The organism is Longimicrobium sp., from assembly GCF_036280135.1.
In the GTDB taxonomy this organism is placed as follows: Bacteria; Gemmatimonadota; Gemmatimonadetes; order Longimicrobiales; family Longimicrobiaceae; genus Longimicrobium.
In genome coordinates this window covers 1-13,865 of record NZ_DASURI010000712.1, presented here as the reverse complement: position 1 = coordinate 13,865, position 13,865 = coordinate 1, and the positions used below count along the sequence as shown (strand labels likewise).

Genomic DNA, 13,865 nt, shown 5'->3' with positions numbered 1-13,865 from the left:
GTACGCTTCGTCCCACGATCGTTTGCGCCATCGCGCGACAACATCGTATATTCATCAGGTTATCCCTTAATTCCGCAACACACGTCCCAAACGGGCCTCTTGAAGGTTCTTCTCCTCGATGCCGACCGCAGTGTCGGTCGAACGCTCGAACCGGAGCTGGACGACGCGGAGCTCTTTTCCGCCCAGTCGCTTTCCGAGGGGCTTCGGCTGATCGCGTCCGGCAGCTGGGACCTGATCCTGCTGGACGCGGACTTTTCCGGGGCCGGCCTGGAGATCCTGGGCCGGCTGCACGAGGACGGCGGCATCCCCGCCCCCGTGGTGCTGCTGACGGCGCGGCCCACCATGGACCTGGCCATGGAGGCCATCCGCCAGGGCGCGCACGACGTGCTCCCCAAGCCGCTGCCCCGCGGCCGGGTGCGCGAGATCCTCCTGGGCGTGGAGGAGATCAAGCGCCTGCGCCCCCTGCCCGAGGCCGGCGGCGACGACGGCACCATCGTGGGCGCCAGCCAGGGGATGATGGGCGTCTTCAAGTCCATCGCCCGCGCGGCCACCAGCGACGCCACGGTGCTGGTGCTGGGCGAGAGCGGCACGGGCAAGGAGATGGTGGCGCGCGTGCTCCACAGCCGCTCGCGCCGCAGCCGCGGACCGTTCGTGGCCATCAACTGCGCCGCCATTCCCGAGAACCTGCTGGAAAGCGAGCTCTTCGGGCACGAGAAGGGCGCCTTTACGGGCGCCATCGGCCGGCGCATCGGGCGGTTCGAGCGGGCGCACGGCGGCACGCTCTTCCTGGACGAGATCGGCGACATGTCCATGGCCCTGCAGAGCAAGATCCTGCGGGCCATCCAGGAGCGCGAGGTGGAGCGCGTGGGCGGCGGCAACCCCGTCTCCATCGACGTGCGCATCGTGGCCGCCACCAACCGCGACCTGCAGCAGGCCGTGCGCGAGGGGCGCTTTCGCGAGGACCTGTACTACCGCCTGGCCGTGGTGACGGTCATGCTGCCGCCCCTGCGTGAGCGCGGGAGCGACCTGGACCTGCTCTCGCTGCACTTCTTCGCGCACTACGCGCGCGAGCACGGCCGGCCCGTGCGCGCCGTGGCCGAGGAGGTGTTCAATGTCCTTCACCGCCACCCGTGGCCCGGCAACGTGCGCCAGCTGCGCAACGCCGCCGAGCGCGCCGTGGTGATGGCCGACGGCGAGATCCTGCTTCCGCAGCACCTTCCGGCCGACATCCTCCACCCGCCCGAGTCGGCGCAGCCCGCCGGCGCGGCCGGCCCCGCGGAGCCCCCGCTGGTGACGCTGGAGGAGATGGAAAAACGCATGATTCGCCGCGCCCTGCGCGAAACGGCCAACAACGTCACGGTGGCGGCCGAGCGGCTGGGCATCCACCGCAACACGCTGCGGCGCAAGATCACGGATTACGGCATCGACCAGGGGTGACCCCGGTTGGGCCTCACGTTTGCACTGTTCACGTGCACACCGCACACATCTGGTGCGGTCCGCCGTGCCGCACGGGTGGGTCGAACGTTTGATCCAGAGCCTGCAAGGTGTTATGTTGCAGGTGGTTGCCACGAGATGCGTCCCCCGGCGCCTCGCGGTATGCTCCGTGCGCAGGCGGCGGTGTCCCCTCCCTTTTCACACCCCGGAGGACCTGAATGACCCTCTCCATCCGTTCGCTCGGCATTTCGCTCGCGTTGTTCCTGGCTGTCGTTGGTGGTGGCTGCTCCGACGTGGACCCCACCGGGTCGGCGCGCCCCGCGCAGGTAGAGCCCGCCGGTCCCTCGCTCAGCGCCGGCCAGCTGAACCCGCTGGCCCGGTTTCGCACGCGTCCGCAGGTGACCATCGCCTGGGCCAAGAAGTGGATCGGGCCCGAGGGCGGGCGGCTGGATTTCATGGGATTTGCCATCGACGTGCCGGCCGGCGCCGTGGACCGGGTGACGATGTTCACCCTCAAGCTGCCCGTGGACCCCAACGGCAGCGAGCACGTGGTGGCTGAGTTCGGCCCGCACGCCGTGAAGTTCGCCAAGCCCGTGTCCATCGAGTTTCCGTACCGCGGCACGACCATCGAGGGCAGCAGCACGCCCACGGTGGTGTGGTGGAACGGCGGCTGGGTGGGCATGGGCGGCTCCGTCACGAGCGACGGCCAGCGCCTGCGCACCACGACGGACCACTTCTCCACGTACGGCACGACCGCCACGCTGGGTACCACGTTCGTGACCTCCGGGGGCTGAGCGCCGCGGTATCGTGTCTCGCAACGAAGCAACCGTAGAGCAGCTGCTGGGCCTGCTGCCCGATGTCGACGAGCTGGAGCTCCTCCGGCTCACGATCATCGGGACGGCGGTGCCCGATCCCGGCAAGGCCTGGGACAGCTCCAGCGCGTACGCGACGGTCGACAAGCGCATCGTTTCCGCCGACGAGGTGGACCGGGCGGTTCGTCAGGCCGAGGAATCGCTGCGCGAGCACATCGCATCTCTCTACGAGGGGCTGCGTCCCGTCTTCCGTTCCTTCTTCGAAGGGCGCGAGGACGACGCGGGGCGCCAGCTCGTGGTGCTGGGCGAGCAGCTCGAGGGGCGCGGCCGCATGAAGGCCGCGCGCCAGTGTTACCGCACGGCGCTGAACCTTTCGCTGCCGCTGCTGGACAAGGGCCCGCAGATCCTGGCGCTTCGCCGGATCGGGCGGGTTTCGCTTACCCTGGGCGATTTTCACGAGGCGGCGCTGCACTACGAGCGCAGCGCCCAGCTGGCCCGGGACGCGGGCGAGACCCGCGGCGAGGTGGTGGCCCGTACGGGGTACGGCAACGTGCTCGCCTGGCAGGGCCGGTGGTCCGAGGCGGAGCGCCACTACCGGGACGCCCTGGCGCTCCTGGAGGCCGAGGACGGCGACCGGCCCAGCGTGGAGCGCGCCCAGCTTCTCAACAACCTGGGCAACATCGCCACGTGGCTGCAGCGGCTGGACGAGGCCGAGGCCACCCTGACCCAGGCGCTTTCCATGTCGGACTCGCTGGGTTCGGCGCCGGACCTGGCAGTGGGCTTCGTGCACCTGGCCCACCTGCGCGAGCGGCAGCAGCGGCCCGACGAGGCGCGCCAGGCGTACGAGCGCGCCCTGGGGCTTCCCGTTCCCCCGTCGCTGCAGTCGGGCATCGCCACGGACCTCGCGGACCTGTACCTGCAGAGCGGCCACCTGACCCGCGCGGAGGAGTGGAGCCGCGTGGCCGAGGAGCACGCCATCCGCGCCGGCTCGGCCTACACGCTGGGGCGCATGTACCAGGGCCGCGGCAACATCGCGCGGGCCCGGGGCGACGAGGACGGCTTCACGTTCTTTGAAAAGGCCCTGGAGATCGCCCGGGACAAGGGGTACCCGTTCCTGGAGGCCGAGACGCTCGCCGAGTACGCGGAGCTGCGCCGGCACACGGGCGGGACCGAGGAGGCGGAGGCGTACCTGGAGCGCGCCCGCGAGATCTTTGCCTCCCTGGGGGCCGTGCAGAGCGTCGCGGACGCGGACCGGGTCCTGGAGGAGATCCGGGTGGAGCGGACGGTGGTGGAGGTGCCGCCGGAGACGCCGCTGGCCGCCGCCGGAGACTGAGCCCGCCGACACGCGCCCGCGCGTCGGACCGACACACCGAACGGCGGGGCTCCCCGGGGGGAGCCCCGCCGTTTTGCCCCGTTTGCCCCCGGCCCGAACATTGCCCTCCCCCCGGAGGTACAAGCCCAGAACGCCCCGGCGCCCGCGCGCCGGGTCCGGTGCCGCAATCCAAGGCGAGGCAGTCACTTGAGCCGTTCGCGCAGGTTCCCCTTTCTTCGCCCCCGGGCGCTGGCCGTGCTGGCCGCGCTGGGGGCCGCCGTCGTTCCGGCGGCGGCACAGGAGGGGGAGCGCGCGCCGGACCTGCCGCCTGCCCTCTCCGCGGACGCGGACTCCTCGCTCGCCGCGTCCGATCCGCTGCTGTGCCGGTCCGGCGCGACCATCAGCGAGATCTTCGTGGACAACGGGTCCGTGTTCGACGTGGGCAGCGAGGACCTGGACGCCCGCTTCAACTGGGCGTACCGCACGGCCAACCGCATGCACGTCCGCACGCGCGAGGGCGTCATCCGCCGCGAGCTGCTGTTTCGCGAGGGGGACTGCTACACGCCGGCCCTGCTGGAGGACTCGGAGCGCATCCTCCGCAGCCTGACGTTCATCGCCGACGCGGACGTCTTTGCCGTGCGCCAGCCGGACGGCACCTACCACGTGGTGGTGGAGACGCGCGACGAGTGGTCCGTGCGCCTGGAGCCGCAGTGGGACCGCGACGACGGCGGGATGGGCATCACGGGGGTGGAGCTGCGCGAGGACAACCTGCTGGGCAGCGGCCAGCACGTCTCCGCCTACTTCAAGGAGTACCAGGGCGAGCGGGTGTACGGCGCCAACGTGGGCACCCGCCAGCTCTTTCACACGCAGTGGGACGCGGACCTGGGCGTGGCCCGCACCCCCGTGGGGATCTCCGTCGTACAGCGGCTGGCCTACCCGTTCCGGGGAGAGAGCGGGCGCTGGGCGTTCCGGGAGCAGATCGAGCACACGGAGCGCAACTTCGAGATCTTCGTTCCGCGCGAGGACGGGCCGGGCGTGCAGCGCCGCTTTTTTCCCGAGTCGCGCCGCTCGGCCGACGTGGGCGCGGTCATGCGCCTGGGGCGGCGCGGCAACCTGACGCTCTTTGGCCTGGCGGTGGCGGGCGAGTGGACGGAGTACCCGCGCGACTACCTGTCCACGGACGGGGGCGGCGACCAGCCCATGACGCGGCAGGTGTCCGGCGGGGACGAGCCCGTGCCCGTGGTGACGGGGCTGGACACCGTCTCCAGCGTGCGCATCGTCTTTCTCGCGGGACAGCGCAACGTGTACTTCCAGCGCCGCCGCGCCCTGGACGCGGTGCGCGGCAGCGAGGACGTGCGGCTGGGGGTGGAGGCCGAGGTGGCCGTGGGCCGCAGCGTGGCCGCCTTCAGCGACGACGACGACCTGATGGTGGACGTGGGCTTCTCGCTCGCGGGCGCCCCCGTGCGGACGCTCGTGGCGGGCGTGCGTGCCACGGCCAGCGGGCGCCGCGACTTTGGCGCGGACCCGGGGGCGTTCGAGTGGCGCAGCGTCTTTGGCCAGGCGGACGCGTGGGCGTACTGGCGGCCGTCGGACGCGTCGCGGCACACGGTGGTGGCGTCGGCGTCCATGGTGGGCGGATGGCGGACGACGGTGCCGTTCCAGCTCACGCTGGGCAACCGGGCCGGCCTGCGGGGCTTTCCCTCGCACGCGTACCCGGGCGAGCGGCGGCTGGTGGGCACGCTGGAGCACCGGATGTACCTGGGATGGCCGTATCCGCGGCTGTTCGATCTGGGGACGGCCGCGTTCGTGGACGTGGGCAAGATGTGGGCGGGGGGCGACACCTTCGGGGTGAACTCGCCGTGGGCCACGAGCGCGGGGCTGGGGCTGCGGCTGGCGTTCCCGCCGGGGTCGCGGCGCACGTACCGGCTGGACATCGCCGTTCCGGTCAACACGCGGGGCTACTCGGCGCGCGACGTGGTGTTCACGCTGGGGGTGGGCCAGGCCGTGGGCCGCAGCCAGGGCGACGACCCGCAGCTGCGCCGCAGCAACCGCCGGGCGGTGGCGGCGTCGCTGTTCAACTTCCCGAACTGAACGGCGGTACGAAGGTACGGAAGTGCGTGAGTGCGGCGGGGCGCCCTTCTCCAGGTGACTGGGGGAGGGCGTTTGAGTTTGTGCAGTGTGGCGGGCGTCCGGCGGAGCGCGCCCTCCGCTCGCCTGGGCTCGCACCTCTCCCAGAAAAGACAGGGGGAGGATGAACAGCGGATTCAGCGCGGCCACGGGCGTCGCGTCGTGCACGATCCCCATCACCCTCCCCCGCGCAGTTTGCGGGGGAGGGCCGGGGAGGGGGGCGCCCGCCCGCCGCGTAGTCTCTCCATCCCCTCTCGATTCGTATCCTCCGGTTCCGCATCCTCCCTCCACTTCTTCCCCAGCCCGTCTCTTCCGGCCACGTCCCCCCTCCACCTGATTCGCCTCGCGGCCCGGTGCCTGCTATTCTGTCGGTGCTCAACCGCCAGCAGGTGGAAATCGCACAATCAGACGTACCGGACACATCGGAATGCAGGACCTGCCGCTCACCCTGTACCGCGCCGCCTGGGTGCTCCCCGTGTGCGCGGACCCCATCCGCAACGGCGCCGTCCTCGTGGGCACGGACGGACGCATCGCCACGGTGGGGCCCGCGACCGCCATCGAGCCGCCGGAGAGCGCACAGGTCATCGACCTGGGCGAGGCCGCGCTCCTGCCGGGGCTGGTGAACGTGCACGCCCACCCCGAGCTGGCCATGTTCCGCGGCGCCCTGGAGGACCTGTCGTTCCGTGACTGGATCCTTCGCCTCGTCGGCGCCAAGCGCGCGGCCCTCACGGACGCGGACTTTCACGCCGCCGCCCGCTGGACGATGGTGGAGGCGCTCCGCTCCGGGATCACGACGCTGGCGGCGACGGAATCGTCCGGGGCGTCCGCCGCGGCGCTGTGCGAGGCGGGGCTGCGCGGCGTGGTCTACCAGGAGGTGTTCGGGCCGGACCCGTCGCAGGTGGACGATTCCATGGCCGGCCTGCGCGCGGCCGTGGACTGCTTGCGCGCGTGGGAGTGCGACCGCGTGACCATCGGCATCAGCCCCCACGCGCCGTACACGGTGAGCGACGAACTCTTTCGCGCGGTGGGCGAGTACGCCGTGGCGGAGCGGCTGCCCATGGCCGTCCACGTGGCGGAATCGACCATCGAGCACCAGCTGGTGCAGGCCGGCGAGGGCGACTTCGCACCGGGGCTGCGCGCCCGCGGCATTGCCACGCCCCCGCGCGGACGCACGACGGTGGAGATGCTGGACCGGCTGGGCGTGCTGCGCGCGCGGCCGCTCCTCATCCACTGCGTGCTGCTGGACGGGGACGACATCCGCCGCGTGAGCGACACCGGGTCCGCCGTGGCGCACTGCCCCGTGGCCAACGCGCGGCTGGGGCACGGGCTGGCGCCGTACCCGGAGATGATCGCGCAGAACGTGCGGGTCGGCCTTGGCACGGACTCCGTGGGCAGCAACAACCGGCTGGACCTGCTGGAAGAGGCGCGCATCGCGTCCATCCTGCACCGCGCGCGGCTGGCGCAAAGCGACCTGCTGCGCCCGGCGGACCTGCTGCGGCTGTGCACGATCGACGGGGCGCGGGCGCTGGGGCTGGACGGCACCATCGGTACGCTGGAGCCGGAAAAGGACGCGGACCTGTGCGCCATCAGCCTGGCGGCGCCGCACGTGCGCCCCGTGCACGACCCGCTGGCGGCCATCTTTCACGCGGCGCGCGGCTGCGACGTGGTCATGACGATGGTGCAGGGCCGCGTTCTCTACCGCGACGGGCGGCTGGCCACGCTGGACCCCGCCGCGCTGGAGCCGGTGATGGAGGACGCCGCCGCCCGCCTGCGCGAGGCCATGCGATGAGCGCCGCGCGGGACGCCCTGGACGCCCGCTCGCGCGAGGTGGGGCGGGTGCTGCGGCGAATGCTCGTCGTGAGCCTGGTGCTCGTGGGCGGCAAGACGGCCGCGGGGCTGGCGAGCGGGTCGCTGGCCGTGCTGGGCGGCGCGTTCGACAGCGCGCTGGACGTGATGACCACCGTCGTCGCCATCCTCCTCGCGCGCGTGGCCGGAAAGGAGCCGGACGAGGATCACCCGTACGGACACGAGAAGTTCGAGGCCCTGGGCGCGCTGGCCATGGTGGCCTTCCTGTCCATCACCGTCTACGAGCTCGTGCGCACGGCCATCGGGCGCATCGGCGGGCCGCCGGACGCGCCCGTGGACACGTGGCTGGGCGTGGCGGTGATGGGTGGATCGCTCGTCCTGGGCATCGGCGCCTCGGAGTACGAGCGTCGGCGGGGCAAGGCGCTGGAAAGCGAGCTGCTGCTGGCGGACGCGGCGCACCTGCGCGCGGACGTCTTCGTCACCCTCGCCGTCCTGGCCGGCCTGCTGCTGACGAAGCTCGGCTGGCGCGACGGCGACGCGTGGACGGCGCTGCTGGTGGCCGTGCTCATCATCCGCACGGGCGTGCACATCATCCGCGAGACGGTGCCCGTGCTGGTGGACGAGGCCGCGGTGGATTCCAACGAGATCCGCCGGATGGCGGAGGCCATGGATGGCGTGGACGCCGCGTACGACGTGCGCTCCCGCGGCCGCGCCGGTGCCCGCTTCGCGGAGCTGACCATCGCGGTCAAGGGCGGGCTGGACGTGGAGACGGCGCACGAGATCGCGGACCTGGTGGAGGACGAGGTGTGCCGCCGGCTGGGCGCGCGGCAGGTCGTCGTCCACGTGGAGCCGCGCTCCGCCGCGCCGCCTCGCCTGCTGGACCCGCCGCGGACGGAGCCCGCGTCGTGACGTCGCTCCCCCGTGCCGCCGGCGCCGAGCAGATGGACGAGCCGGGGCAGGATCCCGCGGAGCTGGGCCGCAGCCTGGCGGACCTGCGGGGCGTGAACCGCTGGCTGGGCGGATCCCGCGTCGTCCTCCGTCACCTGGGCCGGCTGGTCGCGCGGCATCCGCGGCCCGCGTATCGCGTGCTGGACGTGGCGACGGGCTCGGCGGACATCCCGCTGAAGGTAGCTGCCTGGGCGCGGTCGAAGGGGCTGCGGATGCAGATCACCGCGACCGACCTGCACGCGACGACGCTGGACTTCGCGCGGCGGCAGGCGGCGGCGGACCCGGACGTGCGGGTGGAGGCGGCGGACGCGATGAACTTGGCGTACGCGGACGGCGCGTTCGACTTCGTGCTCTGCTCCACGGCGCTGCACCACTTCGACGCACGGGCCGACCTGCTGCGTGTCCTGTCGGAGCTGCGCCGGGTGAGCGCGATCGGGGGGATCGTGAACGACCTGCGGCGGTCGCGGCCCGCGCTGGTGGGCGCCACCCTGCTGGCGGCGACGTTCTGGCGCACGCACCCCGTCACGCGCCACGACGGGCCCCTGTCCGTGCGCCGCGCGTTCACGCCCGCGGAGCTGGACGAGTTGGCGCGCGCGGCGGGGCTGCCGGGCGCGCGGGTGCACCGGCACGAGCCGTTTCGCGTGGCGCTGGTGTGGGAGACGGAGGCGGGAGCGCGGAGATGATGACGCATGACCGGCACCGGGCCTGAGCGACTGAAGTCGCCGCAACGACCGCGGAAAGCCTCGCAAACTGCGCGAGGCTTCAGCGGCGCGTGGGGATGGTGCATCGTGGCAGGGTATCTCTCGCGTGCGGAGGGCCCCCTCCCCCCGGTCCCCTGCCCCCGCTCCGCGGGGGAGGGGGAGAACTGCGCGCCCGGACGGATCGTGGCTGGCGGCGTGGCACCCTCCCGCGAGGGACAATCCGCGCAGGCGGATTTCGCGACTTTCCAGCGGCGAATTCATTCGCTCCGGCTGGATGGCTGCGGCCTGCTTGCCTCCTCGTCATCCCCCGCCGTCCGATGACCTGGGACGCGCTCGTGGTCGGGGGCGGGCCGGCGGGGTCCGCGACGGCGGCACGGCTCGCGGCGGACGGCTGGCGCGTGCTGCTCCTGGACCGCGCGGAGTTTCCCCGCCGCAAGCCCTGCGGCGAGTGCGTCAATCCCGCCGGCGTGGAGGCGCTCCGCCGGCTGGGCGTGCTGGACACGGTGCTCGCGTCCGGCGCGGCGCCCCTGGACGGCTGGCGCATCGCCGCGGGGGACGAGGCATCGTTCGTCGGCCGGTTCCCGGACGGCGTGCGCGGGCTGGGCGTTCCCCGCGAGCGGCTGGACGCGCTGCTGCTGGACCACGCGCGCGCCGCCGGCGTGGAGGTGCGCACGGGCATCAAGGTCTCCGACCTGCTGCGTGATGCGGATGATCGCGTGCGCGGCGTCGCGGCGGGCGGGGAGGAGATCCCGGCGCGCATCGTCGTAGGGGCGGATGGACTGCGCTCCGTCGTCCTGCGGCGGCTGGGGCTGCTCGCGCGGCCGCCGCGCCTGCGCAAGCTCGCGCTCACGGCGCACGTGCGCGGGCTGGACGGCCTGCGCGGATGCGGGCAGCTGCGCGCGCGCGGCCGCGGATGCGTGGGCGTGGCGGAAGTCGGCGGCGGGCTGGCGAACGTGACGGTCGTCGTTCCCGGGGCGCGGGCGGAGGAGGTGAGCGGCGACCGCGCGGGCTACTTCGACGCCATGCTGCGCCGCTACGGCCTGGACGGCGCCGCGCGCGTGGACGACGTGCTGGCCACGGGCCCGTTCGACTACCCCGCGCGCCGCGCCGTGGCGGACGGTGCCCTGCTCGTCGGCGACGCGGCCGGCTACTACGACCCGTTCACGGGACAGGGCATCTACCGCGCCCTTCGCGGCGCCGAGCTGGCGGCGGGGACCATCGGCGCGGCGCTGCGGGCGCGCGACACGTCGGCGGCGGCGCTCATGCCGTATCATCACGCGCACCGCCGCGCCTTTGCGGACGGCGAGCGGCTGCAGCGCATCGTGGAGGCGTTCGTCTCGCGGCCGGCGCTGCTGCGGTGGGCCGCCGGCCGCTTTACGCGTCGCCCCGCGCTGGGCGACGCCATCATCCGCGCCACGGGCGACGTGCGCCCGCCGCGCAGCCTGCTTCGTCCCGGCCTCGTGGCCCAGCTCGTCCTGTAGATGCGCATCCTCTACGACATCACGCGTCCCCTCGTGGCCGGGCACCCCGTGTGGCCGGGCGATTCGCCGTGCCGCGTCGACTGGCGTGCGCGGCTGGATTCCGGCGGGGCGTACAACCAGTCCGAGCTGCGGATGAGCCCGCACACCGGCACCCACGCCGACGGCCCGTTCCACATGCTGCCCGAGGGGCCGATGATCGGCGCGGCGCTGCTGGAGGCGTTCGTCGGCCCCGCGCGCGTGGTGGATGCGGTCCGCCGCGCATCGCTGGACGGCGAGTGGGCGGCCGAGGTGCTGTCGGACGGCGTGCCGGAGCGGGTGCTGGTGCGGACGGGCGCGTGGACGGACCCCGCCGTCTTTCCGACTTCGTTCGCCGCGCTGACGCCGGAGGCCGCGCGGATGCTGGTGGTGGCGGGCGTGCGGCTGGTGGGGACGGATGCGCCGTCGCCGGACCCCTTTGATTCCGCGGACGTGCCCGTGCACCACGTGCTGCTGGGCGCCGGCGTGGGCATTTTGGAGAACGTGATGCTGGACGGCGTTCCGCCCGGCGACTACGAGCTGATCGCCCTGCCGCTGCGCCTGATGGACGCCGAAGCCTCCCCCGTCCGCGCGATCCTCCGCGGGCCCGATCTCCCGTCCGGCGACGAGGACGATCCCGTGCCTGGGCTCGCGCTGCGTTCCGCGGCCCCCCGGCACCCCTGACCGGCGAGGGCTGGTCGCGGCGGCCGCGATCCGTCCCAGCCCAAGGCTAGTTGTCATCCTGAGGGGCCCTCGCGGGCTCGCCTGGTCGCGGATGCATGTGGCCCCGAAGGATCTTGCCGGATTGCGCTAGACGGCCGGGGAATGGACGGAACCCGGCGGGCCGGATCGGGGCGTGAGGCCGGCTCCGTGCGTACACCCCCGGCGAATGAATTCGCGGCTCGGACTGCGCGATGTCGGCCTTCGCCGACAGGTCGTGGCAGGGCGAGTTCCGTGAGGTACGCGAGGCCCCAGCGAGGAAATCGCGTCGGGTGAGGGCCTGCCTTCAAGATGCAGTTCTCCCCCTCCCCCGCGAAGCGGGGGCAGGGGGCCGGGGGGAGGGGGCCCTTCGCGGGCGAGACACACTCTGCCACGCGCCACGACCCCAGCGAGCATCCGGTCCGCCGAACCGTGCCGATCCCCGCGATCCGCCGATCCACATCAACCGACGTCCCATGCTGCAGACCATCCTGGCCCCCAACCCGTCTCCCATGACGATGGACGGCACGCGCACGTTCATCGTGGGGCGGGAGCGGGCGGCCGTGATCGATCCCGGTCCGGACGACCCGGCGCACCTGGAGGCCATCGTCCGCGCGCTGGACGGGCGCGCGCCGTCCGTCATCCTGCTCACGCACGCCCATGCGGATCACGCCGCCGGCGCCGGTCTGCTCACGGCGCGGACCGGCGCCCCCGTCCGGATGGCCCGCGGCGCGCGGACGCCGCTGCAGGAAGTGGTCACCGCGTGGATCGAGGACGGCGAGCAGATCGCCACGGATGCGGGCGTTCTGCACGCCTTCCACACGCCGGGGCACGCCCCCGAGCACGTGTGCTTCCTGTGGACGGGCGGCCCCGCGGAGCACGAGCGCGCCCTCCTGGCCGGCGACATGTTCGTGGGCGGCGGCGACACCACGCTCGTGGCCCCGCCGGAGGGAGATCTCACGCAATACCTCGCATCCCTGGACCGCCTGGAGGCCGTGCGCCCCTCCGCGATCCACCCCGCGCACGGGCCGGTGATCGCCGACGGCGGCGAGGCGATCCGCCGCTATCGGGCCCATCGGGCGGAGCGGATCGCGCAGGTGGTCCGCGCGTTGCGGCAGGGACCCGCGGCGCCGGGCGAGCTCATCGACCGCGTCTATGGCGCCGCGCTGCACCCGGGTCTGCGCGGGGCCGCGGAAGGCTCGCTGCGCGCCATCCTTGCGCACCTGGAAGACACCGGCCGCGTCCACGCCCGCGGCGGCGACCGTTACACGCTCATCGACGCCTGAATGCCGTCCACCGACACCACCGCGCTGCGGGACGCGCTCGCCCGCATCCGGCCCGAAACGATCGACGCGCACCTGCGCTTTCTCGCCCATCCGCTGCTGGAGGGGCGCGCGCCCGGCACCCGCGGCGGCACGCTGGCCATGGAGTACATCCGCGGCCAGTTCCAGCGGATCAGCCTGCAGGCGCCCGGCGGGTCGTACCTGCAGGAGGTGCCCATGGTGGGCCTCACGCCCCGGCCCACGCTGGCGTTCGTGACGCCGCAGGGTCCCGTGGAGCCGCGCTACGAGGACGACTACGTGCTGGAGGCCGGCGTCCCCGAGACGTCGGTGGACGTGGACGCGGAGCTGGTGTTCGCCGGGTTCGGCATCACGGCGCCGGAGTGGAGCTGGGACGACTTCAAGGACGCGGACCTGCGCGGCAAGGTGCTGCTCGTCCGCGTGAACGACCCCGGGACGGAGTCCACCCCCGACTTCTTCGGCGGCCGGACGCTGACGTATTACGGGCGGTGGACGTACAAGTTCGAGGAGGCGTCCCGCCGTGGCGCCGCCGGAGCGATCCTGGTGCACACGGACGAGTCCGCGGGCTATCCCTGGCGCGTCGTGCGGACGAGCAACACGGGGCAGCAGTTCGACCTGGCCGGGACGCCGGAGTTCCCGCTCCGGATCAAGGGGTGGATCAGCGAATCCGTCGCGCGCGACCTGCTGGCCCGCGCGGGGCAGGACTACGCGTCGCTGATGGCCCAGTCGGAGACGCCGGGATTCCGTCCCCTGGCGACGGGAATCCGCGTGCGCGCGTCCGTCCGCAGCGAGGTGGAGCCCGTGCGGACGGCCAACGTCGTGGGCCTGCTCCCGGGCGGGGACCCGGCGCGGGCACGGGAGCCCGTCATCCTCAGCTCGCACTACGACCACCTGGGCGTGCGCACGGCGGCGGACGGCACGCGGTCCATCCACCCCGGCGCGTACGACAACGCCAGCGGCGTGGCCCTGCTCCTGACGATCGCGGAGGCCGTGGCGCGGATGGAGGCACCCCCGCTGCGCCCCCTGCTGTTCGTGTCGACGACGGCGGAAGAGTCCGGCCTGCTGGGCGCGGAGTGGTACGCGCGCAATCCGCTCTTTCCCCTGGCCACGACGGCCGCCGCGCTCAACGTGGATGGCGCCAACCTCCAGGGCCGCACGCGCGACCTGACGCCGCTGGGGGCGGATCGATCGACGCTGGGTGACACGGTGCGCGCCGCCGCGGCGGAGGA

The 13,865-nt window shown here is 73.2% G+C and carries 11 protein-coding genes; all 11 read left to right on the top strand.

Translation table 11 applies throughout. The features are described from left to right. The first annotated feature begins 99 nt into the window (after nucleotides 1–99). Nucleotides 100–1,437: a sigma-54 dependent transcriptional regulator gene (locus VFZ20_RS22880; protein WP_329686275.1), complete on the top strand. Its 1,338-nt coding sequence runs from the start codon at nucleotides 100–102 to the stop codon at nucleotides 1,435–1,437. A 215-nt stretch (nucleotides 1,438–1,652) separates the two neighbouring features. Beyond that, the gene (locus tag VFZ20_RS22875; protein ID WP_329686274.1) at nucleotides 1,653–2,228 is read left to right on the top strand and encodes a hypothetical protein; all 576 of its coding nucleotides are present in this window, start codon (nucleotides 1,653–1,655) and stop codon (nucleotides 2,226–2,228) included. Nucleotides 2,229–2,241: 13 nt separating this feature from the next. Beyond that, a complete protein-coding gene (locus tag VFZ20_RS22870) occupies nucleotides 2,242–3,579 on the top strand; it encodes a tetratricopeptide repeat protein (RefSeq protein ID WP_329686273.1) in 1,338 nt (445 codons plus the stop codon). Between the two features lie 186 nt (nucleotides 3,580–3,765). Next, nucleotides 3,766–5,649: a BamA/TamA family outer membrane protein gene (locus VFZ20_RS22865; protein ID WP_329686272.1), complete on the top strand. Its 1,884-nt coding sequence runs from the start codon at nucleotides 3,766–3,768 to the stop codon at nucleotides 5,647–5,649. Between the two features lie 463 nt (nucleotides 5,650–6,112). After that, nucleotides 6,113–7,474 (top strand): amidohydrolase family protein, encoded by a 1,362-nt coding sequence (locus tag VFZ20_RS22860; RefSeq protein ID WP_329686271.1) that lies wholly within the window; start codon nucleotides 6,113–6,115, stop codon nucleotides 7,472–7,474. Continuing rightward, nucleotides 7,471–8,400: a cation diffusion facilitator family transporter gene (locus tag VFZ20_RS22855; RefSeq protein ID WP_329686270.1), complete on the top strand. Its 930-nt coding sequence runs from the start codon at nucleotides 7,471–7,473 to the stop codon at nucleotides 8,398–8,400. The genes VFZ20_RS22860 and VFZ20_RS22855 overlap by 4 nt, the downstream gene beginning before the upstream one ends. After that, nucleotides 8,397–9,122: a methyltransferase domain-containing protein gene (locus VFZ20_RS22850; protein WP_329686269.1), complete on the top strand. Its 726-nt coding sequence runs from the start codon at nucleotides 8,397–8,399 to the stop codon at nucleotides 9,120–9,122. Before VFZ20_RS22855 ends, VFZ20_RS22850 begins: the two co-directional genes overlap by 4 nt. Nucleotides 9,123–9,457: 335 nt before the next feature. Beyond that, nucleotides 9,458–10,621: an NAD(P)/FAD-dependent oxidoreductase gene (locus tag VFZ20_RS22845; RefSeq protein ID WP_329686268.1), complete on the top strand. Its 1,164-nt coding sequence runs from the start codon at nucleotides 9,458–9,460 to the stop codon at nucleotides 10,619–10,621. Further along, nucleotides 10,622–11,320 carry a cyclase family protein gene (locus VFZ20_RS22840; protein WP_329686267.1) on the top strand — a complete coding sequence of 233 codons (699 nt, stop codon included), beginning with the start codon at nucleotides 10,622–10,624 and terminating at the stop codon, nucleotides 11,318–11,320. A 491-nt stretch (nucleotides 11,321–11,811) separates the two neighbouring features. After that, complete coding sequence (locus VFZ20_RS22835) at nucleotides 11,812–12,621, top strand: MBL fold metallo-hydrolase (protein WP_329686266.1); 810 nt, start codon at nucleotides 11,812–11,814, stop codon at nucleotides 12,619–12,621. Then, nucleotides 12,622–13,865 (top strand): M28 family peptidase (locus VFZ20_RS22830; protein WP_329686265.1); only part of this gene is annotated, 1,244 nt, incomplete at its 3' end. It lies immediately after the preceding gene.